General features: G+C 64.1%; 12 protein-coding genes and 1 pseudogene. 7 read left to right on the forward strand and 6 right to left on the reverse strand.

Annotated elements, in window-relative coordinates; translation table 11 throughout:
- Positions 1-9: 9 nt before the first annotated feature.
- Complete coding sequence (gene rpoB / locus AC1DQQ_RS16195) at positions 10-4,161, reverse strand: DNA-directed RNA polymerase subunit beta (protein ID WP_478042876.1); 4,152 nt, start codon at positions 4,159-4,161, stop codon at positions 10-12.
- 305 nt (positions 4,162-4,466) lie between these two features.
- A complete protein-coding gene (locus tag AC1DQQ_RS16200; protein ID WP_478032265.1) occupies positions 4,467-4,931 on the reverse strand; it encodes a hypothetical protein in 465 nt (154 codons plus the stop codon).
- A gap of 154 nt (positions 4,932-5,085) precedes the next feature.
- Here AC1DQQ_RS16200 and AC1DQQ_RS16205 point away from each other — a divergent pair, with 154 nt between their 5' ends.
- The 3 genes from AC1DQQ_RS16205 (at position 5,086) to AC1DQQ_RS16215 (ending at position 10,244) form a co-directional block, all read left to right on the forward strand.
- Positions 5,086-6,447 (forward strand): hypothetical protein, encoded by a 1,362-nt coding sequence (locus AC1DQQ_RS16205; protein ID WP_478045791.1) that lies wholly within the window; start codon positions 5,086-5,088, stop codon positions 6,445-6,447.
- Positions 6,448-6,630: 183 nt separating this feature from the next.
- Positions 6,631-8,565, forward strand: coding sequence for a CocE/NonD family hydrolase (locus tag AC1DQQ_RS16210; RefSeq protein ID WP_478045793.1), 1,935 nt, complete (start codon positions 6,631-6,633; stop codon positions 8,563-8,565).
- Positions 8,566-8,927: 362 nt separating this feature from the next.
- Positions 8,928-10,244 carry a hypothetical protein gene (locus tag AC1DQQ_RS16215; RefSeq protein ID WP_478045794.1) on the forward strand — a complete coding sequence of 439 codons (1,317 nt, stop codon included), beginning with the start codon at positions 8,928-8,930 and terminating at the stop codon, positions 10,242-10,244.
- 83 nt (positions 10,245-10,327) lie between these two features.
- On the opposite strand, the gene AC1DQQ_RS16220 is transcribed toward AC1DQQ_RS16215, so the two are convergent.
- Positions 10,328-10,741, reverse strand: coding sequence for a VOC family protein (locus AC1DQQ_RS16220; RefSeq protein WP_478045795.1), 414 nt, complete (start codon positions 10,739-10,741; stop codon positions 10,328-10,330).
- A 60-nt stretch (positions 10,742-10,801) separates the two neighbouring features.
- A complete protein-coding gene (locus AC1DQQ_RS16225) occupies positions 10,802-11,116 on the reverse strand; it encodes an EthD family reductase (RefSeq protein WP_478032272.1) in 315 nt (104 codons plus the stop codon).
- 112 nt (positions 11,117-11,228) lie between these two features.
- Between AC1DQQ_RS16225 and AC1DQQ_RS16230 the strand changes: the two genes are divergently transcribed.
- Positions 11,229-11,675 carry a hypothetical protein gene (locus AC1DQQ_RS16230; RefSeq protein WP_478045796.1) on the forward strand — a complete coding sequence of 149 codons (447 nt, stop codon included), beginning with the start codon at positions 11,229-11,231 and terminating at the stop codon, positions 11,673-11,675.
- A 148-nt stretch (positions 11,676-11,823) separates the two neighbouring features.
- Here the strand turns inward: AC1DQQ_RS16230 and rplL are convergent, their stop codons facing one another.
- The gene (rplL, locus tag AC1DQQ_RS16235; RefSeq protein ID WP_478045797.1) at positions 11,824-12,204 is read right to left on the reverse strand and encodes a 50S ribosomal protein L7/L12; all 381 of its coding nucleotides are present in this window, start codon (positions 12,202-12,204) and stop codon (positions 11,824-11,826) included.
- A 108-nt stretch (positions 12,205-12,312) separates the two neighbouring features.
- Complete coding sequence (gene rplJ / locus AC1DQQ_RS16240; protein ID WP_066822620.1) at positions 12,313-12,828, reverse strand: 50S ribosomal protein L10; 516 nt, start codon at positions 12,826-12,828, stop codon at positions 12,313-12,315.
- Between the two features lie 332 nt (positions 12,829-13,160).
- Between rplJ and AC1DQQ_RS16245 the strand changes: the two genes are divergently transcribed.
- The 3 genes and pseudogenes from AC1DQQ_RS16245 to AC1DQQ_RS16255 form a co-directional block, all read left to right on the forward strand.
- A complete protein-coding gene (locus AC1DQQ_RS16245) occupies positions 13,161-14,033 on the forward strand; it encodes a hypothetical protein (protein WP_478045798.1) in 873 nt (290 codons plus the stop codon).
- A gap of 167 nt (positions 14,034-14,200) precedes the next feature.
- A complete protein-coding gene (locus AC1DQQ_RS16250; protein ID WP_478045799.1) occupies positions 14,201-15,508 on the forward strand; it encodes a hypothetical protein in 1,308 nt (435 codons plus the stop codon).
- 114 nt (positions 15,509-15,622) lie between these two features.
- A pseudogene (locus AC1DQQ_RS16255) lies at positions 15,623-16,402 on the forward strand (response regulator); the annotation flags it as partial.
- Positions 16,403-16,815 lie beyond the last annotated feature (413 nt).

A 16,815-nucleotide genomic window follows, 5' to 3' on the forward strand; every position in this document is an offset into this window, starting at 1 on the left:
GCCAATGGTTTACTCGGCCGCGATCACCACGCCGTCCGAATCCACGCCGGGCTCGTCGTTCTTGAGTTCGACGTTGAGGCCCAGCGAGCGCATTTCCTTGACGAGCACGTTGAAGCTCTCCGGGATGCCGGCCTCGAACGTGTCGTCACCCTTGACGATCGCCTCATAGACCTTGGTGCGTCCGACGACGTCGTCCGACTTCACCGTCAGCATCTCCTGCAGCGTATAGGCGGCGCCGTACGCTTGCAGCGCCCAGACCTCCATTTCGCCGAAGCGCTGGCCGCCGAACTGCGCCTTACCGCCCAGCGGCTGCTGGGTGACGAGCGAGTAGGGGCCGATCGAACGAGCATGGATCTTGTCGTCGACCAGATGGTGGAGCTTCAGCATGTAGATGATGCCCACCGTCACCTTGCGATCGAACTGATCGCCGGTGCGGCCGTCGAACAGGTCCGACTGACCCGACGGGTCGAGACCCGCCAGTTCGAGCATCGCCGTCACGTCACCTTCATGCGCGCCGTCGAACACCGGGGTGCCCATCGGGACGCCAGCCTTCAGGTTCTGCGCCAGCTCGACGATCTCGGCGCCGCTGCGAGCGTCGATATCGGCCACGTAATGCTCGCCATAGATCGTCTTCAGACGCTCCTTGACCGCTTCCGGCATCGCACCCGCCTTGGCGTCGGGATTGGCCTCGCGCCAATCCTCCAGCGCCTGGGTGATCTGCTGACCGAGGCCGCGCGCGGCCCAGCCGAGATGCGTCTCGAAGATCTGCCCGACGTTCATACGCGACGGCACGCCCAGCGGGTTGAGCACCAGGTCGACCGGGGTACCGTCCGCTAGGAACGGCATGTCCTCGGCCGGCAGGATGCGGCTGATGACGCCCTTGTTGCCGTGACGGCCGGCCATCTTGTCGCCCGGCTGCAGCTTGCGCTTCACTGCGACGAAGACCTTGACCATCTTGAGCACGCCAGGCGGCAGTTCGTCGCCCCGCTCGAGCTTCTCGCGGCGGTCCTCGAACTTGTCCTTGATGAGCTTCACCGCGTCATCATACTGACCCTTGACCGCTTCGAGGTCCGACTGGACCTTGTCGTCCTGGACCGCGAACTTCCACCATTCGTGGCGGTCGACGCTGTCGAGCAGGTCCTGATCGATCTCCGAGCCCTTCTTGAGGCCCTTCGGCGTCGCCGTGGCGACCTGACCGATCAGCATTTCCCGCAGGCGCGACCAGGTCGCGCGGTTGAGGATCGTGCGCTCGTCGTCCGAGTCCTTCTTCAGGCGCTCGATCTCCTCGCGCTCGATCGCCATCGCGCGCTCGTCCTTGTCGATGCCGTGGCGATTGAACACGCGGACCTCGACCACCGTGCCGGCGACGCCCGGCGGCAGACGCAGCGAGGTGTCACGAACGTCCGACGCCTTCTCGCCGAAGATCGCGCGGAGCAGCTTTTCTTCCGGCGTCATCGGGCTTTCGCCCTTCGGCGTGATCTTGCCGACCAGGATGTCGCCCGGCTCGACCTCGGCGCCGATATAGACGATGCCCGCCTCGTCGAGGTTGCGCAGCGCTTCCTCACCGACGTTCGGGATGTCGCGGGTGATGTCTTCCGGCCCGAGCTTGGTGTCGCGCGCCATGACTTCGAATTCCTCGATATGGATCGAGGTGAAGACGTCGTCCTTGACGATACGCTCGCTGATGAGGATCGAATCCTCGTAGTTATAGCCGTTCCACGGCATGAACGCGACGAGCGCGTTGCGGCCGAGCGCCAGCTCGCCGAACTCGGTCGACGGGCCGTCGGCGATCACGTCGCCGGTGTTGACCACGTCACCCACCTTCACCAGCGGACGCTGGTTGATGCAGGTATTCTGGTTCGAGCGCTGGAACTTCATCAGCGTGTAGATGTCGACGCCCGACTTGCCGGCTTCGACCTCACCGGTCGCCCGGATCACGATACGGGTGGCGTCGACCTGGTCGACGATGCCCGCACGCTTGGCGGCGATCGCCGCACCCGAATCCCGCGCCACCGTCTCTTCCATGCCGGTGCCGACGAACGGCGCCTCGGCACGGACCAGCGGCACCGCCTGGCGCTGCATGTTCGATCCCATCAGCGCGCGGTTGGCGTCGTCGTTTTCCAGGAACGGAATGAGCGATGCCGCGACCGACACGAGCTGCTTGGGGCTCACGTCCATCAGCGTGATGTTCTCAGGGAGCGCCATCAGGAATTCGCCGGCCTGACGCGCGGAGACCAGCTCCTCGGTCAGCTTGCCGTCGGCATCGGTTTCGGCGTTGGCCTGCGCGATCGTGTGCTTGGCCTCTTCCATCGCCGACAGATAGACGACGTCGGTGGTCACCTTGTTGTCGATGACCTTGCGGTACGGCGTTTCGATGAAGCCGTATTTGTTGACGCGGCTGAACGACGCCAGGCTGTTGATCAGACCGATGTTCGGGCCTTCCGGCGTTTCGATCGGGCAGATACGGCCATAATGCGTCGGATGGACGTCGCGGACCTCGAAGCCCGCGCGCTCGCGGGTGAGGCCGCCCGGCCCGAGCGCCGAGACGCGACGCTTGTGCGTCACTTCGGACAGCGGGTTGGTCTGGTCCATGAACTGCGACAGCTGCGACGAGCCGAAGAACTCGCGCACCGCGGCAACCGCGGGCTTGGCGTTGATCAGGTCGTTGGGCATGACGGTCGACACGTCGACCGAGCTCATCCGCTCCTTGACCGCACGCTCCATGCGCAACAGCCCGACGCGATACTGGTTCTCGAGCAGCTCGCCGACCGACCGCACGCGGCGGTTGCCGAGATTGTCGATATCGTCGATCTCGCCCTTGCCGTCCTTGAGGTCGACCAGCGTCTTGACCACCGCGAGGATGTCCTCGGTGCGAAGCGTGGTGACCGTGTCCTCGGCGTCGAGGTCGAGGCGCATGTTGAGCTTGACGCGGCCGACGGCCGACAGATCGTAGCGCTCGGGATCGAAGAACAGGCCGGCGAACAGCGACTCCGCGGTCTCGAGCGTCGGCGGTTCGCCGGGGCGCATCACGCGATAGATGTCCGACAGCGCCTGCTCGCGCTCTTCGGCCTTGTCGGCCTTGAGCGTGTTGCGGATCCACGGCCCGGTCGACACATGGTCGATGTCGAGCAGTTCGACGCGGTCGATGCCGGCGGCGTCGAGCTTTTCGAGATTCTCGATTCCGAACTCGTCGCCCGCCTCGATATAGATCTCGCCGGTCTTCTCGTTGATCAGGTCGTAAGCCGAATAGCGACCGTAGATTTCCTCGGTCGGGATCAGCAGCGTCTCGAGGCCGTCCTTCTGCGCCTTGTTGGCAGCGCGCGGGGAAACCTTCTGGCCGGCCGGGAAGATGATCTCACCCGACTTGGCGTCGACGATGTCGAACATCGGCTTGGCGCCGCGCCAATTCTCGGGCGCGAACGGAATCTGCCAGCCGTTGGGACCGCGGACGAAGGTCACGCGGTTGTAGAAATAGTTGAGGATGTCCTCGGACGTCAGGCCGAGCGCATAGAGCAAAGCCGTGACCGGCAGCTTGCGCTTGCGGTCGATACGGACGTTGACGATGTCCTTGGCGTCGAACTCGAAATCGAGCCACGAGCCGCGATACGGGATCACGCGTGCCGCGAACAGATATTTGCCCGAGGCATGGGTCTTGCCGCGGTCATGGTCGAACAGCACGCCCGGCGACCGGTGCATCTGGCTGACGATGACGCGCTCGGTGCCATTGACGATGAAGGTGCCGTTCTCGGTCATGAGCGGCATGTCGCCCATGTAGACGTCCTGCTCCTTGATATCGAGCACCGAGCGGGCTTCCGTATCGGGATCCACCTCGAACACGATCAGGCGCAATGTAACGCGCATCGGCGCCGCATAGGTGATGCCGCGCTGGCGGCATTCGTCGGTATCGAACTTGGGCGGCTCGAGCTCGTAATTGACGAAGTCGAGCTCGGCAGTGCCGGCGAAGTCGCGGATCGGGAAGACCGAGCGCAGGGTCTTTTCCAGGCCGGACACGTAGCCGATCGATGGATCGCTGCGCAGGAACTGTTCGTAGGATTCGCGCTGAACCTCGATCAGGTTCGGCATCTGCACCACTTCGTGGATGTTGCCGAAAACCTTGCGGATGCGCCGCTTTGCGGTGCCTTCGATCGCTTTGGTCGCCATGTGGGTTTTTTGCCTCGTCAGCTTGATATTCGTGCCCCGGATCCCCGAGGCGGGCACGCATCGCGACGCAAAAAAGCCGCTCCATCCTACTTCCGTTTCCGGCCGTGGACGGTGCAGCTTCTAGCGTCGTGTGAACCGACAGCTTCCAATTCGATCGACCCGGTGCGCGACGCCGTGTCATTTCCCGAAAGCTGTGGTGAGGAGCGCGATATAGGTAGCGTGTTGGAGAGTGTCAAACGCCTGGCGCATTTTTTCTGGACCAATGTTCAGGCCCAATCTTCAGGCCCTATCTTCAGGCCCAGTCTTCAGGCATCGTTGGGGGTTACATTCTCCTCATCCAGCTTGAGCTGTTTGAAGATTGGCCATTCGGTCAGGTTTCCGCTGCCCTTATTGCAGTCGATCCGCCGCACCAGCTTCCCATCTTTCATCACCAACACGCCCGAGACATTATATTCGGGCTCGATCCGCTCCCCGCTCAATTGCTGCGGCGCCTGCCAGCGGTTGAACAGGATGTAGTTCCACTGCCCGCCGACGAAGCGCAGCGTCTGATCCTCGCCGCGATTGTACAGCGTGCGGTGATAGAAGACGCCGCCATTCGGGCTGCCCGTGAGACTGATCTCCGGCCGACCGGGCGGACCGAAACTATAGATCAGGCGATCGCCGTGCAGGGTAACGGCAATGCGCTTGCCGCCAGCGCGACAAGTGAACACGGTCTGCGGGGCAGGGGCGCTGGAGGCCATGATGGCGCCCAGAATGAGGCCGATAGTCATTTCGGGACTGTATGCCCGAAAAAAGTAAGTGCAAAATTGTCCTTTCTTTATAACGATGATTCAATGGGTTGCTCGCCTCATCGCGAAAAACCGCTCGGCCGGACGGCGACGAAACGAGGAACCACGGGCGGGTTCCACTCATTGTGACACCGTCATGAAACAGCAATTTGCCCCCCGCAAAGCCCGCGCACTGGCGCCCCTCCTCGTCGCCACTGCGCTCGTCTCAACCCCCGTCTTCGCGCAGGATACGACGCCGCAGACCGCGCCCGCGCAACCGGTGATCGTCACGCCGCCGGCGACCGCGACGGTGCCGATCCCACCGGTGGTGCGCACGGTACCCGACGGCACGCCGCCGGCTGCGTCGGCGGCCGAAGAACCCGCCGCCAAACCGGCACCGCGCGCCGCCACGGCGACCCGCAGCGCGACGCGGACCACGCGGACAGTGACGCATACCCGCACCGCCTCGGCGGCGCGACCAGCTCCGGCACCGGCTCCCGAGGCGGCGCCCGCCCCGGCACCGCAAGCTGCCSCCCCCGCGCCGGCCCTGGTAACGCCGCCGGCGGATACAACCGCCGCGGCCCCGGCTCCGGCGCCCGCCGCCGCGCCGGCCAATGAACCGGCGGCGCCTGCCGCCGACACGACATCGACCCAGTCGGACACCACCACCACCGAAGTGCCGTTCTGGGCATGGATCGCCGGCGGTATCGCGCTGCTCGCGGTCATTCTCGGCGCGGCGCTCGCCATGCGCGGCCGCCGTCGCGAGTACGATTATGAGCCGGCCTATGTCGAAGACAGCTATGTCGAACCACAGCCTGAGCCGGTGGCCGTCGCTCCGGTGATCCCGCCGGTACCGGTCGCCAAGGCCGAACCGCGCAAGGAGCCCGAATATCTGCGCCGCGGGGCGCCCATCGGGGCCGCTACCGCCGCGATGGAACCAGTCATCGCGGCGCCGGATGCGGTCGAGATGTCAACGCCCCCGGTCGACGAAGTGGCCGAGCTCACCGCCGGCACCGCGCCGATCGCCGAGCGCCCGTGGCTCGAATTCGCGATGCGTCCGGTGCGCGCCGGTACCAATGTCGACGAAGCGCTGGTCGAAATCGAGCTGACCGTGGGCAATTCCGGCACCGTTCCTGCCCGCGACGTGCGCATCTCGACCTTCTTGCTGTCGAGCGATCCCAACGGGACCGAGATGGAGCGCCTGTTGCTGAGCCCGCCGTCGGATGCGACGACCGACCCGGTCACGATCAATCCCGGTGAGGGTAAGCGGATCGACGCCACGCTGGCGTTGCTCAAGTCGGACATGGGCGAGAATTTGCCCGATACGATCCGTCCGATCATCGTCGCCGACGCTCGGTACACGCTCGAAGACGGCAGCGAAGGCCGCACCTCGGCGTCGTTCACGATCGGCGTCACGCCCGAAGAAGGCGGTTCGGGCCTCGATCCGCTCGAACTGAGCCGCTCGTCGATGCACGAAAATGTCGGCGCTGAACTGCGCGGCGAACCGCAACACGCCTGACGCTCCCTCAGGCACGGCGACGCCCGCCCCGGACCTCCGGGGCGGGCGTTTTTGCGCGCTACGCCGAAAGCCGTCACCCCACACAAGTCCGGCATGACGGAGATGGATTCACGACGGATTCGATTGCGTCCCAGTGCCGTAGCGTCCTAGGACGCTGCAACCCTCCCAAGGAGACTCGGTCGCATGATGAAGAAGCTGGCGTTGCTGCCTCTGGTCGCTCTCGCATTCACTCCCGCGCTCGCGCAGCAGGCGCCGATATGGCCGCCCAAGGGGGACGATGTCCCGGCCAAGTTCACGCCGCCGGTCGCCGCCAATGCCGATTACATCAAGCGCGAGGTCATGGTGCCGATGCGCGACGGGACCAAGCTCTACACCGTCATCGTCATTCCCAAGGGCGCGACCAACGCGCCGATCGTGCTGACCCGCACGCCGTATAACGCAAAGGGCAGGGCGAAGCGCTCCGACAGCGCGTCGATGCTGGCGACCTTGCCGCTGGCCGACGAGATCTTCGTCAAGAACGGCTATATCCGCGTCTATCAGGACATTCGCGGCAAATACGGGTCCGAAGGCGGCTATGTCGTGACGCGCCCGGTGGTCGGGCCGCTCAACGACACCAAGGTCGACCATACGACCGACGCCTATGACACGATCGACTGGCTGGTGAACAAGGCGAACCTGCCCGAATCCAATGGCAAGGTCGGGATGATCGGGTCGTCCTACGAAGGCTTCACCGTGGTGATGGCGCTGCTCCATCCGCACCCCGCGCTCAAGGTCGCGGCGCCGCAGAGCCCGATGGTCGACGGCTGGATGGGTGACGACTGGTTCCATTACGGCGCGTTCCGCCTCGCCAATATCGCCTGGCTCGGCGCGCAGACCGGCTATCGCGGCGAAGGCAAGGCGCCGCCGACCGGCGGGTACGACGATTACGACAATTTCCGCGAGGTCGGCTCGGCGGGCGATTGGGCAAAGAAATCGGGTTACGATCAACTGCCCTATTGGAATCGCATGTCGATGCACCCGGCCTATGACGAATTCTGGTCGGACCAGGCGCTCGACACATTGCTCACCAAGAACCCGTCCGACGTTCCCACCATCTGGGAACAGGGTCTGTGGGACCAGGAGGATATGTGGGGCGCGATCCACAGCTATGAGGCGCTGGTGAAGGCGGGCAAGGCCGGCAACAATTTCATCGTGATGGGGCCGTGGCGGCACAGCCAGATCAACCGCGTCGGTTCCGAACTCGGCCCGTTCAAGTGGAACGGCGATACGGCCGCGCAATATCGCGAGGACATGATCCTGCCCTTGTTCAACCAGTATCTGAAGGACGGCCCCGCGGTCAGCGTGCCGGCGGCGACGATCTACAATACCGCGGAGAACCATTGGGACCGCTTCAACGCCTGGCCGGTCGCGTGCGAAAAGGGCTGCCCGGCGCCGCTCAAGCCGATCTACATGCAGGGCAACGACGGCCTCGGCTTCGACAAGGCGGGGGAGGGTGGCGACAGCTACGTCTCCGATCCGGCCAAGCCGGTCCCGCATCTGCCGCGCCCGGTCAATTTCAACGATGGCCGCTGGGGCGATTGGCTGGTTCAGGACCAGCGCTCCTATGACGGCCGGCCCGACGTGCTGAGCTATGAGAGCCCGGTGCTCGATCAGCCGGTGCGCGTGTCGGGCGTGCCGATGGCCGACCTGTTCGCCAAGACGACCGGCACCGACGGCGATTTCGTGGTCAAGGTGATCGACGTCTTCCCGACCGAGAATGCCACCGATCCCAAGATGGGCGGCTATCAGCTGGCGATCAGCCTCGACATTTTCCGCGGCCGCTATCGCGACAGCTTCGCCAATCCGTCGCCGATCCCGGCCGGCAAGGTGCAGGAATACAAGTTCCGCCTGCCGGCCGTGAACCATGTGTTCCAGCCCGGCCACCGCATCATGATCCAGGTGCAATCGACCTTGTTCCCGCTCTACGATCGCAACCCGCAGAAATACGTCCCCAACATCTTCTATGCGAAGAAGTCGGACTATCAGAAGGCGACGGTGACGATCATGCGTGGCGGAAAGACGCCGAGCGCGGTGTGGCTGCCGGTCGTGCCGCTCGCCCCGCCGCAACTGATGCGCTAGGGGGACCGATCGCCGGTGTTCGGCGCAGGTTCAGCTAGGTTGTGTAGTACGTGGGGTCGATGAGGGGTTTTGGACTTGAGCGTGACGACGTGGGTTTGCCCCGTCGTGATTGCCCGGGCGTGTTCGCTGGCAAGGAGCGGTGTGCAGCGCGTAGCGGCGCTACGCGCAAGGACCGCGACGCAGATCAGCGGGCGCGCCCGGGCAACCGCAAAGCGGCGGGCGGATTTTGGCGCATGGCAGCGTCTCTCGTCGGTTACGATGCATTATGCATCGCTCCCTCCTCGTTCCTCGCCCTGCGCCAAAATCCGCTCCGTCACGGCGGGGCAAACCCACGTCGTCACGCTCTATTGAAGCGCGCGAGCATGTTGCTCGCGGGGGTGGCGGTGCTGCCGGGGGTCGCGGCTGCGCAATCGACGGACAGCGCGCCGCAATCCATCCCTGATCTCGGCGGCTTCAGCCTTCCGCCCAAGCCCAAGCCGACCCCGACGCCGCCGCCATCGGGACCGATCGTCGCGCCGTTCAGCCGGCCGACGCCGATCCCGACCTTCGCGCCCACGCCTGCGCCGACGCCCAGCGCGGCCGTGACGCCGCCGCCGGTCACGACCACGCGGCCCAGCAGCACGGCGCCGACGGCCACCCCGACCCCGCGCACGACGCCGCGTGCCGGCACGGCCGCGCCGCAACCAGCGCCCGCGCCGACCACCGCAACGCCGCCCGCCGCCACTGGAGCGCCGGCCCCCACCGCCACCGCGACGCCCGAGCCGGTGCCCAGCCCGGTACCGACCGCTACCGCCGCGGCACCCGCCGAGCAGCCTTCAGGCGGTTGGTCTTCCAGCACGCTGATCGCGATCGGCGTGGCGGTCCTGGCCTTGCTCGCCGGTGGCTGGTTCCTGTTCGGCCGCCGTCGCCGCGAGGAGGAGTATTACGAGGAAGAGGTCGCCGCACCTGTGGCGCCGCCCGTCGCGCCGCCGCGTCCACCAATTGCCCGCGCGCCGGTCCCGGCCCCAGCTCCGGCGCCGATCCCGGAGCCTGCGCCCGCGGCGCCGTCCGGCCTGCTCACCGTCCCGCTGCGGCGCATCGCCGAAGGGCTCCAGGCGCAGCCGCAGCCGCCCGCGCCGCCGCTCCCCGCCGGCCTGGTCACCGTCCGCGCGCCGCAATCGCCCGCCCGCTCGCTCGAGGCATTGCAGCCCGAGCTCGAGATCGTCCTGATCCCGCAGCGCGCCGGCACCGATCCGTCGATGAGCGCGGCGATCGAATATCGCATCGTGATCCGCAATACTGGCGGCGGCGATGCCCGCGACGTTCGCTTCGGCATCTATATGACCAGCGCCAGCGCGCGCCAGGCCGCCGATCTGCAGACGATCTTCACCAGCCCGGTCGAACAGCCGGTAGTCGCGCCGTTCGAGATCCACGCGGGCGGCCAGGTCGAGCTGTCGGGCACCGCGATGCTGCCGCGCGCCAACCTCAACGTCATGACGATCGACGGCAAACCCTGGTTCGTGCCGGTGCTGGCGATGAAGGCCGAATATCGCTGGGGAGAGAATGTCGGCGCCCCCGGCACCGCCACCGCAGCGCACATGATCGGCATCAACCGCGGGGAAGGGGCCAAGCTCGCCCCGTTCCGCCTCGACGGCGAACCACGCATGCACCCGAAGGTGGCTGAGCGCCGCGTGGCCTGACAGGCGGCTCGGGCGTAATCATCAGCGCCTCCCCGGCGAAGGCCGGGGCCCAGCTTTGGCGATCCGAACTGGGCTCTGATGCGTTAGTCGGATCCCGCGATGGCGTCATAACCCTGCGCGCTGAATTCGATCAGGCAGAAACCGTGGCCGAAGGGGTCGGCGAACATCGCCAACCTGCCATAAGGCGCGTCGATGATATCGGCTTCCTGGACGGCGCCTGCCGCTATCGCCCGCATGATCGCGCTTTCCAGGCCCTCCACGACTATGTCGAGATGGACCGGCGACCAATGCCTGTCATAGCGCCGCGTGTCGCCGCCGGCCGGGCCGATGCGAGTCCCCGCGCTCTTTTCCAGCAGGTAGACCGGCACCTCGGCACCGAGTAATTCGACGCATCCGGCGCCCAGCCGCCTGCCCACGCGCAGGCCCAGCGCCTGGGTATAGAAAGCCACGCCACGGTCGATATCCGGGACGTCGATGTTCACGAGCAGGCTGGGCATCCGGGTGGCTCCGCGGGCTGGGGCAAAGGTCAACGGCTGCGCCTGACGCGCCGAAGCTCGCTACTCGGCAACGACTTCGCTGAGCTGCACGATGGGCGCGATGTCCGTATAATTGGCGACGTCCGCGACGATCTCCGCGCGGTGGGGACCGAACGCCTGCTGGAATGCCACCAGGGTCGGCGAGTAGATGTGGCATGCCGCGACGAACTTGGGCGCGCTTCCAGGTTCGCCACCGGCAAGGCCCTTTTCGATCTCGTAGCGCAGGCAGGCATCGCCGAGCCGTTCCTGGATCAGCGGCATGTGGTGAGTGCGGTAATAATCGTGATCGAACTTCGAGCCGCCATCGGCCGGATAATAGACGCTCATCTTGATCATGGTCGGGCTCCTGGGTGAACGCCTCTCCGAGCGTCCGAGTGGAGTCCTAGCTCACCGAGTGATAAAGCGCATCTCCGGATAAGGCGGGCAACCAGTTTCGATAGCCCTTGCGATGGCGCGCTACGTGGTCGCGCTTGCCGCGCGTCTGACGATGGCGCAATTATGCGATCGGATGACGGACGAGTTGGACACGGTTGGTACGCCGAAAACCGGCATCGCGTTGCGCCTGCTGATGGTTGCAATCGCGCTCGTTTCTCTGGTCCCCGCGATCTTCGCGATGGTGATCTTCATTCTCGGCGGAATCGTGAGCTTGTACGGTTCCGGCGCAGCCTATCTTGACGCGCAAACCTGGATGATTGTGGTCGTGATGCTGTTGCTGTGCATCGCTACGTGCGCAACCGCCGCGGTGGCGGCAATGAGCGGTGATCAACGATCGACTTGGGTTGGGATCGGGCTGTTCGTGGTGACGATCCTGCCCGCGATACTCATCGACTTCGGAAGGGCGCAGAACGTGCCGTCCAAGGCGCCGCCGCCCCTGACGATACGAACCGCGCAATAAGAAAAGGGCGGCCCCATCGCTGGGACCGCCCTTTCTTTTCTGCTGGCCGTCATGGGAGTAAATCCCATGACGTCGGACGTGGCTTTTAGCCACGCCGGCCGGCCTTGGCGGCATGCGGGCCAGAATGGCCCGACTTGCCGCCTGCGGCTTACTTCAGCTCGACGGTCGCGCCGGCTTCTTCAAGCTGCTTCTTGACCTTCTCGGCCTCGTCCTTGCTCACGCCTTCCTTGACGGCCTTCGGAGCCGACTCGACCAGCGTCTTCGCCTCGGTCAGGCCGAGACCGGTGATCGCGCGGACCTCCTTGATGACGTTGATCTTCTTGCCACCGTCGCCGGTCAGGATGACGTCGAATTCGGTCTTGGCCTCTTCGGCCGGAGCGCCGCCACCGGCGCCACCGGCGGCCGGAGCAACCGCAACCGCGGCGGCGGCGGAAACGCCCCACTTCTCTTCGAGCAGCTTCGAGAGCTCAGCGGCCTCGAGGACGGTCAGTTCGCTCAGCTGGTCAACCAGCGCGTTCAGGTCTGCCATGTATATTCTCCAAATTTACGTCGCCCCGGCGGAGGCCGGGGCCGTTATCAACAAGTGTACGTTTGCGGCCGGCGACCCCGGCCTGCGCCGGGGTGACGACCAAAGTCGTCAAGCGGCTTCCTTGGCCCCATAGGCGCCAAACACGCGAGCCAGCTGGCCGGCCGGCGCCTGGGTGATGCTGGCGAGCTTTTGCGCCGGAGCCTGGACCAGGCCGACGATCTTCGCACGCAGTTCATCCAGCGACGGCAATGTGGCCAGAGCCTTCACGCCTTCGACGTTGAGAGCCGTCGCGCCCATCGCGCCACCAACGATCTCGATCTTGTCGGTCGTCTTGGCGAAGTCGACCACCACCTTGGCGGCGGCGACCGGGTCGATGGAAGTGGCGAGACCGACCGGACCCGTGAGCATATCGCCCAGCGAGAGATAGTCGGTGCCATCCAGCGCGATCTTGGCAAGCTTGTTCTTCGAGACCTTATAGCTGGCACCGGCCTCACGCATCTTCGTCCTGAGCTGCGTCGACTGGGCGACGGTCAGGCCGAGGTTGCGGGTGACGACCACCACGCCGACCTCGGAGAAGGTCTGCTTGAGCTCGGCGACGGCTGCGGCCTTTTGACCACGATCCATGCCATTCTCCACGTTTTGGACCGCACGCCTGACGGCGAACGGCCCGGTTCAAAGCGACCCTGCGGGCGGACCCGCATGGCCAATTCTCCGTCGATGGGGCATGGCGCCGGCCGCTGTCTTCATGGAGAGCGGCAGTCCCGACACGGCGAACCGCGAGCGGGCAAAATTCCATTCCCCGTCTAGGCAGGACATTAAGCGGGAAACCCGCACCTGCTGTCTCGGACGGTAACGCAGGGGAGGGCCAAAGCCCGCCTGCGAGGGCGCGCCTATACGGGGATTTGCGGGGAAGTCAATCGGGGCAGCGGCGACTGGCGCACCGTCGGGCGACTGCCATGCATCCCGATTATGGCATTCGGGGCCGGCATGTAAAACGCGAAAGCTGTCTTTCGGACGGGGCCAGGGCTGCTAGTCTATCCGGCACCATGCCACGCGCCTCCACTTCGACCAGCCATCAAAGTCGAATAGGCTTCGCAAACCTGCGCCCGGTCATCATCGCGGTTCCGCTGTTCGCTGTCACCATCGCGACGAGCGCCATCCTGACAAATGCGGGCGGTTGGATGCCGGCGATGATCGTGTCGGTGATCGCCGGATTGGGTTTTCTGCTGCTGTTGCGGGACAACTTTTTTCTGGCGTTCAGCGGACTGGTGTTATGCGCGATCGCAGGGATTGGCGCGACCTCCATCGAGACACCCCTGCTCGGTTCGACGGTTCGCGGCATCCGCGTGGATCAGGCGGCCGACTATCCGGCAGCCACTATTTTCTATTTTACCGACGGGCGAGTATTGACCCAGGCCGACTGGGATCTGCCGGTTTATGGCGGTTCCAAGGGCATCAACCACGAACTCTACAGACTAGGCATCGCGCCGATCGTCGGAGACGGCTGGACATCGGATCGGCCGATCACGGCCTGGGCGGTCACCAGCGGCCCGAATTCCGACATGCCCCGTTCCGACTGGTCCCGTCCTTCTCGCGCCGGCGTGCGCGTCGTGTCATCGTCGGACGAGGATATCCGCAAAGCGATCGCACGCGCCGAACAGGCTTATCATCTGACCTCGGTTAAAGACGTGGCCCTCCTCCATTGGCTCGACGATCCCGCCGCGGCTGTGTCGGCGCAATATTGGAAGCTGCTGACGATTTTCTGTGTGTGCGCAGGTATTTGGTTCGTCCTGGTTATCGCGTCGCAGCTGCGCGCGCGACGGAGATGAAAGGTCCGAAAGGGCTAATTGGCGTACACTTATTTGAGTGGTGAGTTACGGGGCCGGGTGCATAAAGACCTAAGTCCTAACTTTGATGTTTTTGCACCTGTCACCATAATCTCGATTTGGTAGAAATCGGACTGTCCGCTTTAGAGACCGACTGGCGAGGATAGTAAATGGAACGGTTGGCGGATCTAGACGAGCTCATTCTTCGGTGCCGTACAGTCGAGGCGCGCGAGCACGTTTCCGAAGCCGTGGCATCTTACCGGGGGGGCGCCTTCCGCGCCGCAATCGTAATGAGTTGGATCGCGGTCGTGTTTGACCTCATCGACAAAGTCAGGGAACTTGGCATCGCAGGGGAGCCCGCAGCTGCGGCGCTAATGGTCACTTTCGAGAACTACCAGGAGCAGATTCACGCCGGAGCGGCAGCGGCGACCAAGCAAGCGCTCGAGTTTGAGCGCAACTTGCTTACACGCGTAAGTACGGATCTGTCTCTCCTCGACGCTCTTCAGCTGTCTGATCTTGAGAGGCTGCGTGAAGATAGACATAGGAGCGCCCACCCGTCCTTCAACAGGACGGGAGAGGCGTTCAAGCCGACTGCGGAGCTAGCCCGCCTCCACCTAAGAAACGCGATCACGCACGTGCTGAGCCAGCCGCCCGTTCAGGGTAAAGCTGTCTTGGCGACGCTCCGCGCCTTGGTCGTTTCTGACTACTTTCCAACGGACGTGGCGAGGGCGCGAATTCAACTCGCTGGCGCGGGCCTAACCCATGCCACTGAAGCACTTGTGAAGGGCTTCGTTGATCTGCTCGTTTTTGGCTACGTAACGATTGATGGTGATTTACATCAGCTCCCCCAAGTGCTGACTGCCCTCACGGCAACGCTTGATCTGCACCGCGGAGTCGCTGAGCCCAGGTCGGCGGTACAGGCACGAAAGGTCGTCAGGACGGCGAATGACGAACAACTGCCCACGGCAGTCGGATTTGTGGCTGCTTGGCCCGCCGCATGGGCACACCTCGAGGCCGTTGAGCGTGACAAGATTATCGCCTTTATCGCCGCTACCGACTACGAAGATCTTGAGGACTGTATTCCTGGGCTCGCTGGCATCGCGGACCTTCATGCTCCGCTTCAAGAGCGCCTCCGGCAACTTGATACGACGCAGCTTGAGACGCTCATCCAAACTGACGGCCTGCCTGGGTTCGTTGCTGATGCTGCGATTGCCAGATATCTCGCGTCTACTAGCTACAACGCCGCTCGGGTGAGGCGTCGACGGCTGATCATGCCGCTCCTTGACCACCTTAACGCAGATCATGTGATCGCGGTCGTCGCGGGCGCAGGTGCCAATCCTCAGGTAAACGAAGAAAATTACTTCCCAACGCTTCTCAGGCGGCTCCGCGATCTGGAGATTATTCCGCTCGCTGCATTCATAGCCGCGGCAGAGGAAGCCGGACTGGCTGAAATGATAATCGAGGATGACGATCTCTGACGATTGGCTGAAAGCCAAATGACGTTGATAGGCAGCTTATCACCGCGCATGCTGCCTGTGTCGCCGCCACAGAGCTGGACAGTTTTACCACACTCATTGATGTTGTCCTGACCTATGTCACTCGGTTCGCAGCTCTCGCCAAATCTTCCCTTTCTGCGCAGATTCGGGCGCGCCATGCTCGGCTCGCAAGAGGCGGGTGATCGGATGGTCAGGCAAACCCTCGACCGCATCGTGGCAGAGCCCGCTAGTTTTCCGCGCGACGTCGATCCACGGCTCGGCCTTTATCACATGTTCCTGAAAATGATTGACGACGTCGGGGTGGATGTCGCGTCAACTTCAGGTGCAGATCAAAGCAGTACTGAGGTGATTGCTAACCGTCGTCTTTCTGTGATCGAGCGACGCGCGCGCACAGCACTGCTCCTAACCGGTTTAGAGGATTTCAGTGCGGAGGATGCGGCTTATCTCTTAGGCGTCACGCGCCGGGAGGTAGACAAATTGGTGGCCGACGCGCTTGCCAATCTGGACGAGCAGACTCGCACTTCAGTGCTGATCATCGAGGACGAACCGATCATCGCGATGGATATCGAAACCATCGTGCGCTCCATGGGCCATGATGTCGCCGGGATTGCGATCAATCGACGGGAAGCGGTTGCAGCCGCGCGCGCGCAGAGGCCGGGCTTGATACTGGCCGACATCCAACTTGCCGATGACACCTCTGGGGTCGACGCCGTTCTCGATATCACCAAATTTCTCGATGTGCCGGTTATATTCATCACAGCGTATCCCGAGCGCTTGCTCACCGCGGCTCGCCCCGAACCAGCTTTTCTTATTACCAAGCCCTTCCAACGTTCGACTGTGAGGGCGGCGATAAGCCAGGCATTGTTTTTCAACGAAAAATCAGGGGTGCCGTCTGGTAGCCCGCCACCCGCACCACTTGGGCGTGATAGCTCTGGAGTATCTAGCGCTCCCGTGGATTTGCAGCGCGCCGCCAAGGCGTTGGCAGATGTTGATGTGCGGCCATTAGCCGCCCCTCTCGAGGTTGAATTGGTCGGCACGCAATTGCGTCGCGCCGGCCGCAGGAAGCCAAGAAGCAAGACTAGCGATGCCGGCACCGAGGCCTTGCGGCGCCTTCACCACGGCACTGCGGTTCGGCTTTGCCAGTCGTTGAACGGCACTAATCTCGGCACGCCCTTCACCGTACGTCTCGAAACGACCGAGCGTTCGCTCGCGGCGCCGATGGATGAAACGCGCGGATTGGAGCTCGGGGTCCAGATCCAGGGGCTGCGCACGATGTTGTCTGCCATCCG

The organism is Sphingomonas sp. P4_G3, from assembly GCF_056401105.1.

Coding starts and splice junctions, on each gene's coding strand:
- AC1DQQ_RS16210 (WP_478045793.1), top strand. CDS start 6,631: ATGATGAAGAAGCTGGCGTTGCTGCCTCTGGTCGCTCTCGCATTCACT.
- AC1DQQ_RS16230 (WP_478045796.1), top strand. CDS start 11,229: ATGGCGCGCTACGTGGTCGCGCTTGCCGCGCGTCTGACGATGGCGCAA.
- AC1DQQ_RS16250 (WP_478045799.1), top strand. CDS start 14,201: ATGGAACGGTTGGCGGATCTAGACGAGCTCATTCTTCGGTGCCGTACA.
- rplL (WP_478045797.1), bottom strand. CDS start 12,204: ATGGCAGACCTGAACGCGCTGGTTGACCAGCTGAGCGAACTGACCGTC.
- AC1DQQ_RS16215 (WP_478045794.1), top strand. CDS start 8,928: ATGTTGCTCGCGGGGGTGGCGGTGCTGCCGGGGGTCGCGGCTGCGCAA.
- AC1DQQ_RS16225 (WP_478032272.1), bottom strand. CDS start 11,116: ATGATCAAGATGAGCGTCTATTATCCGGCCGATGGCGGCTCGAAGTTC.
- rpoB (WP_478042876.1), bottom strand. CDS start 4,161: ATGGCGACCAAAGCGATCGAAGGCACCGCAAAGCGGCGCATCCGCAAG.
- AC1DQQ_RS16200 (WP_478032265.1), bottom strand. CDS start 4,931: ATGACTATCGGCCTCATTCTGGGCGCCATCATGGCCTCCAGCGCCCCT.
- AC1DQQ_RS16220 (WP_478045795.1), bottom strand. CDS start 10,741: ATGCCCAGCCTGCTCGTGAACATCGACGTCCCGGATATCGACCGTGGC.
- AC1DQQ_RS16245 (WP_478045798.1), top strand. CDS start 13,161: ATGCATCCCGATTATGGCATTCGGGGCCGGCATGTAAAACGCGAAAGC.
- rplJ (WP_066822620.1), bottom strand. CDS start 12,828: ATGGATCGTGGTCAAAAGGCCGCAGCCGTCGCCGAGCTCAAGCAGACC.